At 64.3% G+C, this 14,879-nt stretch carries 15 protein-coding genes; 9 read left to right on the plus strand and 6 right to left on the minus strand.

All coding sequences use genetic code 11. The features are described from left to right. Positions 1–43 precede the first annotated feature (43 nt). Together JJC00_RS27560 and hpaR are read right to left on the minus strand one after the other, a co-directional pair. Positions 44–820 (minus strand): HpcH/HpaI aldolase family protein, encoded by a 777-nt coding sequence (locus tag JJC00_RS27560; protein ID WP_200468993.1) that lies wholly within the window; start codon positions 818–820, stop codon positions 44–46. A 337-nt stretch (positions 821–1,157) separates the two neighbouring features. Continuing rightward, the gene (gene hpaR / locus JJC00_RS27565) at positions 1,158–1,676 is read right to left on the minus strand and encodes a homoprotocatechuate degradation operon regulator HpaR (RefSeq protein WP_200468994.1); all 519 of its coding nucleotides are present in this window, start codon (positions 1,674–1,676) and stop codon (positions 1,158–1,160) included. A gap of 126 nt (positions 1,677–1,802) precedes the next feature. Between hpaR and hpaH the strand changes: the two genes are divergently transcribed. The 6 genes from hpaH to JJC00_RS27595 all read left to right on the plus strand — a co-directional run bounded on the left by hpaH (position 1,803) and on the right by JJC00_RS27595 (position 8,197). Beyond that, positions 1,803–2,609, plus strand: coding sequence for a 2-oxo-hept-4-ene-1,7-dioate hydratase (gene hpaH / locus JJC00_RS27570; protein ID WP_200468995.1), 807 nt, complete (start codon positions 1,803–1,805; stop codon positions 2,607–2,609). A gap of 32 nt (positions 2,610–2,641) precedes the next feature. Further along, positions 2,642–3,055 carry a 5-carboxymethyl-2-hydroxymuconate Delta-isomerase gene (locus JJC00_RS27575; protein ID WP_200468996.1) on the plus strand — a complete coding sequence of 138 codons (414 nt, stop codon included), beginning with the start codon at positions 2,642–2,644 and terminating at the stop codon, positions 3,053–3,055. Next, positions 3,048–4,586, plus strand: a complete 1,539-nt coding sequence (gene hpaE, locus JJC00_RS27580) for a 5-carboxymethyl-2-hydroxymuconate semialdehyde dehydrogenase (protein WP_200468997.1) — start codon at positions 3,048–3,050, stop codon at positions 4,584–4,586. Before JJC00_RS27575 ends, hpaE begins: the two co-directional genes overlap by 8 nt. Before the next feature lie 103 nt (positions 4,587–4,689). Then, complete coding sequence (gene hpaD / locus JJC00_RS27585; protein WP_200468998.1) at positions 4,690–5,673, plus strand: 3,4-dihydroxyphenylacetate 2,3-dioxygenase; 984 nt, start codon at positions 4,690–4,692, stop codon at positions 5,671–5,673. A gap of 3 nt (positions 5,674–5,676) precedes the next feature. After that, the gene (locus JJC00_RS27590) at positions 5,677–6,546 is read left to right on the plus strand and encodes a fumarylacetoacetate hydrolase family protein (protein WP_200468999.1); all 870 of its coding nucleotides are present in this window, start codon (positions 5,677–5,679) and stop codon (positions 6,544–6,546) included. Between the two features lie 25 nt (positions 6,547–6,571). Then, positions 6,572–8,197, plus strand: coding sequence for a thiamine pyrophosphate-dependent enzyme (locus tag JJC00_RS27595; protein WP_200469000.1), 1,626 nt, complete (start codon positions 6,572–6,574; stop codon positions 8,195–8,197). A gap of 167 nt (positions 8,198–8,364) precedes the next feature. Here the strand turns inward: JJC00_RS27595 and alkB are convergent, their stop codons facing one another. The 4 genes from alkB to JJC00_RS27615 form a co-directional block, all read right to left on the minus strand. Further along, positions 8,365–9,018, minus strand: a complete 654-nt coding sequence (gene alkB / locus JJC00_RS27600; RefSeq protein ID WP_200469001.1) for a DNA oxidative demethylase AlkB — start codon at positions 9,016–9,018, stop codon at positions 8,365–8,367. Positions 9,019–9,053: 35 nt separating this feature from the next. After that, positions 9,054–9,800: a 2OG-Fe(II) oxygenase gene (locus tag JJC00_RS27605; RefSeq protein ID WP_200469002.1), complete on the minus strand. Its 747-nt coding sequence runs from the start codon at positions 9,798–9,800 to the stop codon at positions 9,054–9,056. Between the two features lie 219 nt (positions 9,801–10,019). Beyond that, positions 10,020–10,706 (minus strand): DUF2848 domain-containing protein, encoded by a 687-nt coding sequence (locus JJC00_RS27610; protein ID WP_200469003.1) that lies wholly within the window; start codon positions 10,704–10,706, stop codon positions 10,020–10,022. Beyond that, the gene (locus JJC00_RS27615; protein ID WP_200469004.1) at positions 10,699–12,048 is read right to left on the minus strand and encodes an amidase; all 1,350 of its coding nucleotides are present in this window, start codon (positions 12,046–12,048) and stop codon (positions 10,699–10,701) included. The genes JJC00_RS27610 and JJC00_RS27615 overlap by 8 nt, the downstream gene beginning before the upstream one ends. 177 nt (positions 12,049–12,225) lie before the next feature. On the opposite strand from JJC00_RS27615, the gene JJC00_RS27620 reads away from it, so the two are divergent. From JJC00_RS27620 to JJC00_RS27630, 3 genes are all read left to right on the plus strand, one after another. Continuing rightward, positions 12,226–12,639, plus strand: coding sequence for a Zn-ribbon domain-containing OB-fold protein (locus JJC00_RS27620; RefSeq protein ID WP_200469005.1), 414 nt, complete (start codon positions 12,226–12,228; stop codon positions 12,637–12,639). 2 nt (positions 12,640–12,641) lie between these two features. Then, complete coding sequence (locus tag JJC00_RS27625) at positions 12,642–13,781, plus strand: thiolase C-terminal domain-containing protein (RefSeq protein WP_200469006.1); 1,140 nt, start codon at positions 12,642–12,644, stop codon at positions 13,779–13,781. Positions 13,782–13,892: 111 nt separating this feature from the next. Continuing rightward, the gene (locus JJC00_RS27630) at positions 13,893–14,807 is read left to right on the plus strand and encodes an SDR family oxidoreductase (protein WP_200469007.1); all 915 of its coding nucleotides are present in this window, start codon (positions 13,893–13,895) and stop codon (positions 14,805–14,807) included. Positions 14,808–14,879 lie beyond the last annotated feature (72 nt).

The following is a 14,879-nucleotide window of genomic DNA, read 5'->3' on the forward strand; positions in this document are numbered from 1 at the left end:
AGCGGCACTATTCGCTACTCCCCATTCGCCATTCGCGAGTTTCTTAGGCCTTGCCGGCTGAATCCTTGCGGGTCGCATTGACCTGCATCTTGGCGTAGGTCGTCATCATGCCGACCTCGTTCGAGAGCGTCACCAGCTTGAAGCCCATGTTGATGGCACGCGCAGCACCTTCGGCGCCGCTGCAATGGATGCCCGGGAACAGCCCGCGCTTGTCGCACTCCTTGATGATCTTGTCGTAGATCGCGAGGATCTCCGGCTCGGCGCGATCGAGCTTCGGCTCGAGACCATAGGAGAAGCCGAGGTCGGACGGGCCGATGTAAACGCCGTTGAGACCCTCGACGTCGAGGATCGCTTCCATGTTCTCGACCGCGGTCTTGGTCTCCATCATCGGCAGCAGCACGATGTCGTCATTCGCAGTCTTCTGGTAGGAGCCTGCGGTGCCGTACATGCCGGCACGGATCGGGCCGTTGGAGCGCACGCCCTTCGGCGGGTACTTCGAATACGAGACGAGGTTCCTGGCTTCCTGCGGCGTGTTGACCATCGGGCAGATCACGCCATAGGCGCCGCCGTCGAGCACTTTGCCGATGATGCCGGGCTCGTTCCACGGCACGCGAACCATCGGGGTCACCGGATGCTTGTCCATGGCCTGGAAGCACTGCACCATCGAGAGATAATCCTGCACGCCGTGCTGCATGTCGACGGTGACGCTGTCGAAGCCGCATTGCGCGATCATCTCAGCCGAGAAGCCGGACGGAATCGCGAGCCACGCGTTGACCACGGCCTTGCCCGACTTCCAGATTTCCTTGACCTTGTTCGCCACGTTGCCTTCCTTCTTCGTTGTTTGGACCGTGTTTTTGGACCGCGTTGTCTAGACCGTCGTCACCACGCCGAGCGCCGCGACCGCACGACCTCGCTGTTACCGCGAACCGGGTCGCCGCGCTACGCTCGCAATGACGCAAGACCTATGCGCTCGCCCACTGGGTGCGGACCTCGCCGGCGACGTCCACTATCGCCGCCCGGGTGTCATCCGGCAAGGGGATGCCATTTGGTGCGCTTGATCAGGGCTTTCCGCTCGGGATCGCCGGGAATCAGCACCTTTGACCGAAAAACACCAGGGATGTCCATAGCCGTCGCCGCCCGACTGCGCATATCTGCTTTCACTCCTCGGCACTTGCCCCGTCGCCGGCGCCTGGTCCTGCGAGACTCTGTTCCAGCTCTCCGAGCATCTCCTGCAACTCGGCAAGCTTGCGCGCGCCGAAGCGATGCGTGATCTCGGCATAGATCGCTTCCGAGGACGGCGCGACGGAGGCCATCAGATTCACGCCCTCCCTGGAGATCGAGACCATGCTGCGGCGCTGGTCCGCCTTTGCCGTCTTGCGCTCGATCAAATTGCGCGCCTCGAGATCGCGCAGGATGCGCGACAGGCTTGGCCCGAGGAGAAACGCGGTGCGCGCGAGTTCCGTGACCTCCGCAGCCTCGATGGCGGCGAGCGCGCGGAGAATGCGCCATTGCTGCTCGGTCAGCCCGTGCTCGCGCAGCGATGGGCGAAATTGCCGCATCACCGCCTCGCGTGCCCGCAAGAGCGACATCGGCAGCGATCGCGAGAAATCGCGCATCGGCACCTGGCGCGCGGCAGGCGCGCTTGCGTTGGTGGGATCAGCCGGTCTCTTCGCCATGATGCCCTTTCAAAGTCGCCCTTTCAGACCGCACAACGTTTGCAGTGCAGCAAGCCCGATTTGGGTTTGACGCATACACTTAACATGTTAAGTATCTCCGGGCACCACGATTTCCAGAGATCAACGATGGCGCTTTCCAACGACGATATCCGAGCTTGCGCGAACCGTCTGCACCAGGCGGAGAAGACCCGCGTGCAGATCCGGCAGCTCTCGCAGGATTTCCCCGACATCACCATCGCCCATGCCTACGCGATTCAGAAGGCGTGGGTCGACATCAAGATCGCCGAGGGTCGCCTCGTCAAAGGCCACAAGATCGGCCTGACCTCGAAGGCGATGCAGAGCGCGCTTGACATCAACGAGCCGGATTCCGGCGTGCTGCTCGACGACATGTTCTTCGCCGATGGCGGCCTCGTCCCGACCGAGCGCTTCATCGCCACACGGGTCGAGGCTGAGCTCGCTTTCGTCATGAGCAAGCGCCTGTCCGGACCCGATTGCACGATGTTCGATGTGCTCAACACCACCGACTTCGTGGTGCCGGCGCTGGAGATTTTGGACACGCGGATCGAGCGCGTCGATCCCAAGACGAAAGCCACGCGCAAGATCTACGACACCATCGCGGACAACGCCGCGAATGCCGGTATTGTGCTCGGCGGCCGGCCGATCCGCCCGCTCGACGCCGACCTGCGCTGGATCGGCGCGCTGTGCTTCAAGAACGGCCAGCTGGAAGAGACCGGCCTTGCCGCCGGCGTGCTCAATCATCCCGCGACCGCTGTGGCCTGGCTCGCCAACAAGATCGCGCCGCTTGGGCTGGCGCTCGAGCCCGGACAGGTCGTGCTCGCCGGCTCATTCATCCGTCCGATCGAGACCCGCAAGGGCGACACAATTCAAGCCGACTATGGCGCCTATGGCTCGGTCAGCTGCTACTTCGCCTGAAGCAATAAGAATACACAGGGAGTGAAACCGCCATGCCGCATTTCACGATCGAATATTCGGCCAATCTCGATATCCGCCTCGACATCGGCGCCGTCTGCGAGGTCGTGCGCAAGGCGGCAGTCGAGACCGGCATCTTCCCGCTCGGCGGAATCCGCGTCCGCGCCGTCCGCTGCGAGCATTATGCAGTGGCCGATGCGCGGCGCGATTACGGCTTCCTCGACATGGTGCTGCGCATCGGCGAGGGCCGCGATCTCGCCACGCGGCAGAAGGCCGGCGAGCATGTCTTCCAGGCGCTCTCCAAGCATCTCGATCCCGTCTTCGCCGCCAGCAAGTTCGCTTTGTCGTTCGACATGCAGATCAACGACAAGGACACCAGCTGGAAGCGCAACAACATCCACGACGCCCTGAAAGTGGACGCCCTGAAAGTGGAGGCCGCCCATGGATAAGCCCATCCCGAAAGCCGATGTGTTCCAGGCCAACCGCGAGCGTGTTGCGCCGCTGCTGAAGAAGCTCTGCGCTGGCGGCATCGGTCACATGATCGACGGCAAGATCGTGCCGTCGATCTCCGGCGAGACGTTTGAGACGAAGTCGCCGGTCGACGGCGCGACGCTCGCGACCGTCGCGCGCGGCAATGCCGAGGACATCGACGCTGCAGCCACGGCAGCCGCGCTCGCCTTCAAGTCCTGGCGAGACATGGGGCCTGCGATGCGCAGGAAGCTGCTGCATCGCGTCGCCGACGCGATCGAGGACAATGCCGACGACATCGCCGTGCTCGAATGCATCGACACCGGCCAGGCCTATCGCTTCATGGCCAAGGCCGCGATCCGCGCCGCCGAAAATTTCCGCTTCTTCGCCGACAAATGTTCTGAAGCGCGCGACGGTCTCAACACGCCGAGCGACGAGCACTGGAATATCTCGACGCGCGTACCGATCGGTCCCGTCGGCGTGATCACGCCGTGGAACACGCCGTTCATGCTCTCAACCTGGAAGATCGCGCCTGCGCTGGCGGCCGGCTGTACCGTCGTGCACAAGCCGGCCGAGTGGTCACCGGTGACGGCATCCATTCTCGCAAGGCTCGTCAAGGAAGCTGGCGTTCCCGACGGCGTGCTCAACACCGTCCACGGCTTTGGTGAAGAGGCCGGCAAGGCGCTGACCGAACACCCCGCGATCAAGGCGATCGGCTTCGTCGGCGAGAGCGCGACGGGCTCGGCGATCATGGTTCAGGGCGCGCCGACCTTGAAGCGCGTGCATTTCGAGCTCGGTGGCAAGAACCCCGTGATCCTGTTCGATGACGCCGATCTCGACCGCGCGCTCGACGCGGTCGTGTTCATGATCTACTCGCTCAACGGCGAGCGCTGCACGTCCTCCAGCCGCCTGCTGATCCAGCAGAACATCGCTGAGAAATTCATCGAGAAGCTGACCGCGCGCGTGAAGGCGCTGAAGGTCGGCCATCCCCTCGATCCCTTAACCGAGATAGGCCCGCTGATCCACGAGCGGCACCTGGCAAAAGTCTGCTCCTATTTCGACGTCGCGCGCCAGGACGGCGCCACAATTGCGGTCGGCGGCAAAGCCTATGACGGCCCGGGCGGCGGACACTATGTCGAGCCCACGCTGGTCACCGGCGCGAGCGGCAAGATGCGCGTGGCGCAGGAAGAGGTATTCGGTCCCTTCCTCACCGTACTGCCTTTCAAGGACGAGGCGGAGGCGATCGAGATCGCCAACGACGTCCGCTATGGCCTCACCGGCTATGTCTGGACCAACGATGTGGGCCGCGCGCTGCGCGTCGCCGATTCGCTCGAGGCCGGCATGATCTGGTTGAACTCGGAGAACGTCCGCCATCTGCCGACCCCGTTCGGCGGCATGAAGGCCTCAGGCATCGGCCGCGACGGCGGCGATTACTCGTTCGACTTCTACATGGAAACCAAGCACGTCTCGCTGGCGCGGGGCACGCACAAGATTCAGAAACTGGGAATTTAGAACCACCGTCGTTCCGGGGCGCGAAGCGAACCCGGAACCTCGAGATTCCGGGTTCGGTCCTAGCGGACCGCCCCGGAATGACGGGCCAAAGAAGGGAAATGCAATGCCCATACCGCAACACATTTTCGAGCCGCCCTTCAACATCATCCGCTCCAGCCACGTCGTGCTCGACGTGACCGACCTGAAGCTGAGCCGCGCGTTCTATGAGACCGTTGTCGGCCTGCATGTCGAGGACGCCGACGACAACGTCGTGTACCTGCGCGCAGCCGAAGAGCATCAGCATCACTCGTTGGTGCTGCGCAAAGCGGCCGTTCCGGCCTGCGCCCGGCTCGGCTTCAAGGTCGGCAATGATTGCGATCTCGACAAGGCCGCAAAATATCTCTCCGAGAACGGCCTCGCCTACGCCTTCGCCGACCAGCCCTTCCAGGGCCGCACGCTGCAATTCACCGATCCCTTCGGCTTCCAGATCGAGCTCTATGCGTCGATGGACCGCCGGCCGCATCTCTTGCGTCGCTTCGATCTCTACAAGGGTTGCCACCCGCAGCGGCTCGATCATTTCAACGTCTTCGCCGCCGAGGTGCAGGACACGGTGGAGTTTTATGCGCGGCTGGGCTTCCGTCTCACCGAATATGCCGAGGAGGACGGGCCGAACGGCCGCATCGCAGCCGCCTGGATGCACCGCAAGGGCAACGTCCACGATTTTGCCATCACCAACGGCAAGGGTCCTCGGCTGCACCACTTCGCCTATTGGACGCCGACCGCGATGAACATCATCCATCTCTGCGACGTCATGGCCTCCGCAGGCTTCGTCAAGAACATCGAGCGCGGCCCGGGACGCCACGGCATTTCGAACGCGTTCTTCCTCTATGTCAGGGATCCCGACGGCCATCGCCTCGAGCTCTACACCAGCGATTATTTTACGGGGGATCACGACCACGAGCCGCTGCGCTGGTCGCTGCGCGATCCGCGCCGCCAGACGCTGTGGGGCGCGCCCGCGCCGCGCTCCTGGTTCGAGCAAGGCTCGCCGTTCGCGGGCCAGGCCGTGCGCGAGCCAAAGTTCGTGGCCGATGTGCTGGTGGCGGATTAAGCAATGAAGCTCCCTCGCCTCGCCACCTACTCCGTCAAGGGTGAAACCCGCTACGGCGCCGTTCTGGAGGGCGGCATCGTCGATCTCTCCCCGCTCTATGCGAAGGACTATCCGTCGCTGCGCGAAGTGATCGCGGCTGGAAAGCTCGCGAGCTTTGCCGAAGAGGCCGCCGGCCGCTCGCCGGATCATGCGCTCGCCGACATTACGTGGCTGCCGCCAGTGCCCGCGCCGGAAAAGATCATTTGCATCGGCGTCAACTATCCCGACCGCAACGCCGAGTACAAGGACGGCCAGGACGCGCCGAAATACCCGAGCATGTTCATGCGCTCGCCTCGCTCCTTCGTCGGCCACGACACGCCGCTGGTGCGCCCGCGTGCCTCCGCGCAGCTGGACTACGAGGGCGAGATCGTGCTGGTAATCGGCAAGCCCGGCCGGCACATCGCGGAAAGCGCCGCGCTCGACCACATCGCCGCGCTCACGCTCTGCAACGAGGGCTCGGTCCGCGACTGGCTGCGCCACGCCAAATTCAACGTGACGCAGGGCAAGAACTTTGATTCCAGCGGCAGCCTCGGCCCATGGCTCGTGCCCTACATGAGGGAAGCGCAGATCGCCGACGTCAGGCTGACCACGCATGTCAACGGCGAGCTGCGGCAGGACGACTCGACCGGCCGCTTGATGTTCCCGTTCCGCTACCTCATCAGCTATATCTCGACCTTCGCGACGCTCGTTCCCGGTGACATCATCGTGACGGGCACGCCGACTGGCGCCGGTGCACGGTTCGATCCGCCGCGATACTTAAAGCCTGGCGACGTCATCGAGGTCGCGGCCGAGGGCATCGGCACTTTGCGCAACGGCGTCGTCGACGAAGCCTGACCAACAACACGAATGGAATGATGCAATGACCACGCTCACCGGCGGCGAAGCGATCGTAAGCGGGCTCGTCGCCCATGGCGTCGACACCGTGTTCGGCCTGCCCGGCGCGCAGGTCTACGGCTTGTTCGACGCCTTCCATCAGGCCCAGCTCAAGGTGATCGGCGCGCGGCATGAGCAGGCCTGCGGCTACATGGCGTTCGGCTACGCGCGCTCCAGCGGCAAGCCGGGCGTGTTCAGCGTGGTGCCCGGCCCCGGCGTGCTCAATGCCAGCGCGGCGCTGCTCACCGCCTATGGCTGCAACGAGCCGGTGCTGTGCGTCACCGGCCAGGTGCCGACGCAGTTTCTCGGCAAGGGCCGCGGCCATCTGCACGAGATGCCGGACCAGCTCGCAACCCTGCGCACCTATGTGAAATGGGCCGACCGCATTGAACATCCCGGCAATGCGCCGACGACCGTGGCGCGCGCGTTCCAGGAGATGACCTCGGGCCGTCGCGGTCCCGCCTCGATCGAGATGCCCTGGGATATCTTTACGCAGCGCGCGGACACTGCCACTGCGCAGGTGCTGGAGCCGTTGCCCGCCCCGCAACCTGATCCTGACATGATCAGGCACGCAGCCGCGCTGATCAAAAGCAGCAAGGCGCCGATGATCTTCGTCGGCAGCGGCGCGATCGAGGCGCGCGCGGAAATCCTCGAGCTCGCCGAGATGATCGACGCCCCCGTCGTCGCCTTCCGCAGCGGCCGCGGCATCGTCTCCAATGCGCATGAGCTCGGCCTCACCATGGCCGCCGCCTACAAGCTGTGGCCGAAGACCGACCTGATGATCGGCATCGGTTCGCGGCTGGAGCTGCCGACCATGTCACGCTGGCCGTATCGGCCGGATGGGTTGAAGAGCATCCGCATCGACATCGATCCCGTCGAGATGCGGCGATTCATCTCCGACACCGCCATCGTCGCCGATGCGAAGGCCGCGACGGCCGATCTCACTGCTGCCGTCAGCAAGGCCGGCTACAGCAAGACCGCTGGCCGCCGCGCCGCGATCCGCGAGGCCACCGCAATGGCGCAACACGAGATCCAGCGCATCCAGCCGCAGATGGCATATCTGAACATCCTGCGCGAAGTGCTCCCGGCGAATGCGATCGTCACCGATGAGTTGTCGCAGTTCGGCTTCGCCTCCTGGTACGGCTTTCCGATCTACGAGCCGCGCACCTTCATCACCTCGGGCTATCAGGGCACACTCGGCTCGGGTTTTCCGACCGCGCTTGGCGCCAAGGTCGCAAACCCCGACAAGCCCGTGGTGGCGATCACCGGCGATGGCGGATTCATGTTCGGCGTGCAGGAGCTTGCCACTGCCGTGCAGTTCAACATCGGTGTGGTGACGCTGGTGTTCAACAACAACGCCTATGGCAATGTGCGTCGCGACCAGCGCGAGCGTTTTGACGGCCGCGTGGTGGCCTCCGATCTGGTCAATCCGGATTTCATCAAGCTCGCGGAGTCCTTCGGCGTCGCGTCCGCGCGCGTCGCCGCGCCGGATCAGTTCAGGGCCGCGATGGAGAAGGCGCTTAGCCACAGCGGCCCGTATCTGATCTCGGTCGAGGTGACGCGGGATTCGGAGGTCAGCCCGTGGGCGTTCATCCACCCGCCGAAGCCGTAAACGAAACATCGTCGCTTGGGGACTCTTCCCTTGTCCCCTTGTGGGAGAAGGTGCCTTCCCGAAGGGAAGGCGGATGAGGTGTCTCTATCCGCGGAGACAAACCCCTCATCCGTCTCGCTGCCCCTTCGCGTCAGCGATCCACCTTCTCCCACAAGGGGAGAGGAAGATCAGCGCGTCCGGCGGAAGGTCAAGTTAATCCGCTTGCGCCCGAGCAGCGCGTGCTCGCCGTCGGCGAGCGGCGCGACGCCGTGATAGGCGAGCCTGCTGGCCCCGCCCCAGACCACGACGTCGCCGTGCACGAGGCGGAAGCGCCGCGGCTTGTCGCTGCGCGCCATGCCGCCGAACAGGAAAGTCGCAGGCAGGCCGAGCGAGACCGAGACGATTGGCGCCGAGAAATCCAGTTCGTCCTTGTCCTGATGCAGCGACAGGCGCGTGCCGGGCCCGTAGCGGTTGACGAGGCACGCATCGGGCGCGAAGTTTTGGAAGCCACCCTGCTCCGCCGCGCCGCGGGCCAGATCGCGCAACACCGGCGCCATCGCCGGCCATGGCGCTTCGGTTCGTGGGTCGATCGGGTCGTAGCGATAGCCGGTGTGATCGGTGATCCAGCCGCGCTCACCGCAATTGGTCATCGCCACCGACATCAGATGACCGCCGGGCGTGGTCATGCGGCGAAACGGCGACTGCGCCACGATCGCGTGCACGGCTTCGATCAGCTCGCTTTCGATCGGCTTGACGAAGCCGCGCAGCAGCACGGCGCCGTCGGCGATCTCCTCGCGCGACGGCTGCGCCTCGGCAACGCTGTCGAACAAATCAGCCGTCAACGGCTCCGCTCACTTCGCATGTTCACTTCGCATGTTCACTTGGAATCATGAAAAATCACACCCAGCGTGTGGCGCTGGCCGGAGCGAATCCGGCTGACGCCATGACGCAGGTTAACGCGATAGGTGCCGCGTGTCCCCTGCACCGGGCGATGGTGCACGGCAAAGGCGACCGCATCGCCCTGCGCCAACGGCACCACCTCGGCGCGGGACTGCATGCGCGGGCGCTGCTCGGTCAGCACGAACTCACCGCCGCTGAAGTCGCGGCCCGGCTTCGACAGGAGGATCGCCACCTGAAGCGGGAACACGTGCTCGCCATAGAGGTCCTGATGCAGGCAGTTGTAGTCGCCGGCCTCATATTGCAGCAGCAGTGGCGTCGGCCGCGCCTGTCCCGCCTCGTGGCAGCGCTTGAGGAACGCCGCATGCGCTGTGGGATAGCGGATGTCGATCCCCATCGCCTCGTTCCAGCGATTGGCGACGCCTTGCAGATGCGCATAGAGCGCCGGGCGGAGCTCCGCGATCAGATCGGGCAGCGGATAGGAGAAGTATTTGTACTCGCCGCGGCCAAAGCCGTGGCGGCCCATGACGATGCGGCTACGGAAGTGCGTGTCGTCGGGATAGAGCGCGGCAACGGCGCGGCATTGGTCGGGCGTGAGCAGGCCCTTCAGGACGGCGCAGCCCTGGGAGTCGAGTTCGGCGGTGATTTGGGGCCAGTCAAGGGCGTCAACCTGGGCGCCGAGGTCGGCGGATAGCTGATGGGGCGATTTGCGTGCTGTTGCTGTCATAGCTAGCACTTTCGCAAAACTGGTCCGTCCGGCGCCACCCGATTTCCGGCTATTTCCTCGTCATTGCGAGGAGCTCGCGACAAAATTGCGTAGCAATTTTGCGCTGATGCGACGAAGCAATCCAGAATCCCGCCGGGGAACCAATCTGGATTGCTTCGTCGCTTCGCTCCTCGCAATAACGGCCGAGAGAGCTTCGCTCGCAATGACGGCGGAGGGAGATCAGCCCCTTACCGGCAACGTCACCACGTCATAACCGTGCTTGATCGTCCGTTTCAGCACGGGATCCTCCAGCTCGAAGTCGAAGCGATCCGCCGGGCGGATGCCGCCCTTGGCGGCAAAGGTGCCGCCGAACATGGCGCAGCCGTCGGGGAATTTCCCGCCCTCGAAACCGCGCGCGATGAGGTCGTTGACCGGCAGCATCGCGTCCAGTGTGCCTTCCTGATAGAGCACGCGCTCGCCCTTGATCGTGGCGTAGGAGCGCAAAATCATCTTGTCCCAATGGCCGATGACGTCCTCGAGCTCCCACAGCGTCGAGGCAACCGGCTTGTCGCACATCTGCTTGGACACGGTGACGTTATAGGCTTCGACCTTGCGGTCGGTGTGGTCGGAGCCGCAGCCTACGAAGATGCGGCCCTGCCAGCCGATCAGCACGAACTCGACCTCGCCGGAGGAATCGCCGCCGCAGCATTCGATGCCGTCTCCCTGGGTCAGCCGCCGCGCCGAGGCGCGGTAGTAGATTGGCGTCGAGGCCGGACGCGCGATGCCGACGGCTTCGAGCTCGGCGATATGCTTGTCGCGCGCGATCGCGTCGCGGCCGGTCCAGCCGGCGATGACCATCTGGTCGATCGCCAGCGTCAGCGGCGTTGTGGCGTCCTGGGCGTCGACGGTGAAAGTCAGGTCAAACACGAATTACGGCCTCCATTCCGGCAGCGAGTTCAAAGATACGACGATCGGACCCACCCGCGCCTGCAAGCATCAGGCCGACGGGGACGTCGCCCTCGCGATGTGCCGGCAGCGAGATGGCGCAGCCGTCGATCATATTGATCAGGGTGCAATTGCGGAGCGCGCGCAGGTTCTGGGTGGTGAACGCCTTGTCATCAGTGAGATCTGAAATCTTCGGCGGCGTGTTGGCGGTGGTCGGCAGCACCAGCGCGTCATAGGGCGCGATGCGCGCATTGACGCGGGCGATCAGCGAGCGGCGCTCGTTGAGCAGATCGATGTAGTCGGCCGCGCTTTGCGCCTCGCCGCGCATGATGCGGACGGAGACGCGGGGGTCGTAAACGTCGCCCTTGGCCGTGATGAGATAGCGGTGCCAGGCGTAACTTTCGGAGGCCGCAAAGCCGCCCTTGGCATTCATTGGGCCGATGTCGTGGAACTCCGCCATCTCGATGCGCTCGATGATGGCGCCGTGATCAGAAAGTATCTTCAGCGCGCGCTCGAAGGTCTCGGCTACGGCCGCATCGAGATCGTCGAGCGCGATCGTGGTCGGCACCGCTAGTCGCATGCCTTTCACGGGGCGCGGCTTCAGCGCGACGATCGGCTCGTTGGCGAGCACGGCGTCGAGAATGGCACAGCAGCTGACCGATCGCGCCAGCGGCCCGATGCTGTCGAGCGAGAACGACAGCGGCACCGAACCGTCGAGCGGCACGCGATGCTGCGTCGGCTTGTAGCCGACGATGCCGTTATAGGCCGCCGGAATGCGACAGGAGCCGCCGGTGTCGGTGCCGAGCGCGCCATGCGCCATGCCGTCGAGCACGGACACCGCCGCGCCTGAGGACGAGCCGCCGGGCACGTGGCCCACGGACCGGTTCCAGGCCCCCTTTGGCGTGCCGTAATGCGGATTGATGCCGATGCCGGAATAGGCGAATTCGGTCATGTTGGTCCGCCCGATCACGACGAAGCCGGCGTGGCGCAGCCGCGCAACCGCCGCTGCATCGTGCTCCGCTGGATCGGAATCGTCGAGCGCACGAGAGCCGGCGCGCGTTGTCTGTCCCCTGATATCGAAGAGATCCTTGATCGAGACCGGAATACCGGCATAGCGCGACGGCGCGGCCTTCACCTTGCGCAGGGCATCCATCGCGTCCGCGGCTACGAGCGCGGCGTCCTTGTCGACATGGATGAAGGTGCGCTGGCCCTCGCCGGCGGGATCGGCGATCCTGGCGATGCACGCCTCGACCAGCTTGCGGGAGGTGGTGCGGCCGCTTTCGAGGTCGTCGGCGAGCTTCGCCAGTGTCGGAAAATCGGGCATGTCTGTCTCACGGAATATTGCGCGCGCAATCTATAGCGCCAGCTCAGTTCGACACAAGCATTGTGCGCATGATGGCATGCATGCTGTCTGCTGGACCGTTGACGCCCCATAGTCAATTGTCGCATCAAGATCGAAACAGGCGGGCGCGAAGCCTGTCCCTTGGGAGGAGCCACCGACATGGCCGAACCGCAGCGCGCGCGACCGAAACCGACGCCGGAAACCCAGCATTTCTGGGACGGCACCAAAGCGGGCGAATTGCGCCTGCAGCGTTGCGACGCCTGCGCGCATGTCTATTTCCCGCCGCGCCCGTTCTGCCCGTCCTGCGCCTCGCGCAAGGTCTCCGTGTTCAAGGCGAGCGGCAAGGGTTTGCTCTACAGCTACGTGATCAACCACCGCCCCGCCGCGCCAGGCTTCACGCCACCTTACGCGATCGCGGTGGTCGAGCTCGCCGAGGGGCCGCGAATGATGAGCAACATCATTGATTGCCCACAGACACCGGAGGCGCTCGAGCTCGACATGAAGCTCGAGGTCGCGTTCGAGGCACTTGACGACAAGATCACCCTTCCCGTGTTCCGTCCGACGAAAGGGTAAGCATGCGCAAGAACCAGGTTGCCGTCGTCGGCGCGGCCGAAACCACCGAGCTCGGCATCATCCCTAACGTGTCGCAGCTCCAGCTTCATGCGGATGCGGCGCTCAATGCCATTGCCGATGCCGGGCTGAAACTGTCCGACATCGACGGCTTTGCCACCGCGGTCGAGACGCCGCAGCAGGTCTGTCACTATCTCGGCATCAAACCGACCTGGGTGGACGGCACTTCGGTCGGCGGGTGCTCGTTCATGCTGCATGTTCGTCATGCGGCTGCTGCAATCGAGGCAGGCCTGTGCAAAACCGTGCTGATCACGCACGCCGAGAGCGGCAAGTCGATGATCGGCAAGGCGCCGCGCTCGATCCCCGCCGACAGCCTGCAAGGCCAGTTCGAGGCGCCCTATGGCGTCTACGGGCCGCCCAGCATGTTTCCCATTCCCGTACTGCGCTTCATGAAGACCTACGGCATCACGCATGAGGAGCTGGCCTCGGTGGCGGTGGTACAGCGCGAATGGGCGGCGAGGAATCCGCGGGCGATGATGAAGGACCCGATCACGGTTGCGGACGTGCTCAACTCGCGCATGATCGCCTATCCGTTCCGCCTCTTGCAATGCTGCCTCGTCACCGATGGCGGCGGCGCGTTGATTCTGACTTCGGCCGACCGCGCCAAGGATTTTCCGCGCAAGCCCGTCTACATCATGGGCACCGGCGAGAGCGTCGAGACGCCGATGGTCAGCCAGATGGAGACGTTCAATTCCTCGAGCGCGTTCAAGACGGCGGGACCGCTCGCCTTTAGGGAAGCCGGCATCGCGCACGGGGATGTCGATCATCTCATGATCTACGACGCGTTCGCGCATCTGCCGCTGTTCGGCCTCGGCGACCTCGGCTTCATGCCGCACGAGGAGACCGGCCAATTCATCGCGGACGGCAACACGCGGCCCGGCGGCAAGCTGCCGCTCAACACCAACGGCGGCGGACTGAGCTACATGCATTCCGGCATGTACGGCATGTATGCGCTCCAGGAGAGCGTGCGCCCGATGCGCGGCATCGCGCCGGCACAGGTGCCGAACGCGAAGATTTCAGTGTGCCACGGTGTCGGCAGCATGTTCGCCGCAAGTGGCACAATCGTGTTTACGAACGAGAGGTAGCGCACCCGTCGTTCCGGAGTGCGCAAAGCGCGAACTATGTTGCGCAATTGCGCACCTGAGGTCTGGTGCTTCGCACCATCCCGGAATGACGGACACAACAGGAGGCATCCCATGAGCAAATCACTGCGGGACAAGGTCATCATCGTCACCGGCGCCGGCCGTGGCATCGGGCGCGAGATCGCGCTGCTTTGTGCGGCGGAAGGCGCCAAGGTCGTCGTCAACGATCCCGGTGGCGCCGCGGACGGCGCCGGCTCGAGCGCTTCCCCGGCTGAAGAAGTGGTCGAGGAGATCAAGAAGCGCGGCGGCACCGCTGTCGCCAATTTCGAAAGCGTGGCGGAAGCGATTCCCGCGAGCAAGATCGTGAAGACCGCGACCGATCATTTCGGCAAGCTCGACGGCGTCGTCAACAATGCCGGCATCTTGCGCGACATGATCTTCCACAAGATGAGCGTGGAAGCCTTCGAGGCCGTCATCAAGGTTCATCTGATGGGCTCGTTCTACGTCAGCCACGCCGCGGCGCGCATCTTCCGCGAGCAGGAGTCGGGCTCCTTCGTGCACTTCACCTCGACCTCGGGCCTGATCGGCAACTTTGGCCAAGCCAACTACGCCGCCGCCAAGCTCGGCATTATCGGTCTCTCCAAATCCATTGCGCTCGACATGGGCCGCTTCAACGTCCGCTCGAACTGCGTCTCGCCGTTCGCCTGGACCCGCATGATCGGCACCATTCCGACCGAGACCGAAGCCGAGAAGGCGCGCGTCGAGAAGATCAAGCAGATGGGGCCGGAGAAGATCGCGCCGATCTGCGCTTATCTGCTCTCCGATGCCGCCAAGGATGTCTCCGGCCAGATCTTTGGCGCGCGCATGAACGAGCTGTTCCTGTTCAGCCAGAACCGCCCGCTGCGCTCGGTGCATCGCAGCGAAGGCTGGACGCCGCAGTCGATTGCGGAACATGGCATGCCGGCGCTGAAGGGTTCGTTCTACAAGCTCGACCGCTCCGCCGACATCTTCCCGTGGGATCCGGTCTAGCTGCATTTCCGGCATTCCTGCCCTGCGATCTCTGGCCGTCTCCGCCGGAGATCGCCCGGTTTAGGCCCGATT

The sequence above is a fragment of the Bradyrhizobium diazoefficiens genome (assembly GCF_016616885.1).
GTDB classification, from domain to species: Bacteria; Pseudomonadota; Alphaproteobacteria; order Rhizobiales; family Xanthobacteraceae; genus Bradyrhizobium; species Bradyrhizobium diazoefficiens_F.

Coding starts and splice junctions, on each gene's coding strand:
- JJC00_RS27590 (WP_200468999.1), top strand. CDS start 5,677: ATGAAGCTCCCTCGCCTCGCCACCTACTCCGTCAAGGGTGAAACCCGC.
- JJC00_RS27620 (WP_200469005.1), top strand. CDS start 12,226: ATGGCCGAACCGCAGCGCGCGCGACCGAAACCGACGCCGGAAACCCAG.
- JJC00_RS27595 (WP_200469000.1), top strand. CDS start 6,572: ATGACCACGCTCACCGGCGGCGAAGCGATCGTAAGCGGGCTCGTCGCC.
- JJC00_RS27615 (WP_200469004.1), bottom strand. CDS start 12,048: ATGCCCGATTTTCCGACACTGGCGAAGCTCGCCGACGACCTCGAAAGC.
- hpaE (WP_200468997.1), top strand. CDS start 3,048: ATGGATAAGCCCATCCCGAAAGCCGATGTGTTCCAGGCCAACCGCGAG.
- JJC00_RS27625 (WP_200469006.1), top strand. CDS start 12,642: ATGCGCAAGAACCAGGTTGCCGTCGTCGGCGCGGCCGAAACCACCGAG.
- JJC00_RS27575 (WP_200468996.1), top strand. CDS start 2,642: ATGCCGCATTTCACGATCGAATATTCGGCCAATCTCGATATCCGCCTC.
- hpaR (WP_200468994.1), bottom strand. CDS start 1,676: ATGGCGAAGAGACCGGCTGATCCCACCAACGCAAGCGCGCCTGCCGCG.
- hpaD (WP_200468998.1), top strand. CDS start 4,690: ATGCCCATACCGCAACACATTTTCGAGCCGCCCTTCAACATCATCCGC.
- JJC00_RS27605 (WP_200469002.1), bottom strand. CDS start 9,800: ATGACAGCAACAGCACGCAAATCGCCCCATCAGCTATCCGCCGACCTC.
- hpaH (WP_200468995.1), top strand. CDS start 1,803: ATGGCGCTTTCCAACGACGATATCCGAGCTTGCGCGAACCGTCTGCAC.
- JJC00_RS27630 (WP_200469007.1), top strand. CDS start 13,893: ATGAGCAAATCACTGCGGGACAAGGTCATCATCGTCACCGGCGCCGGC.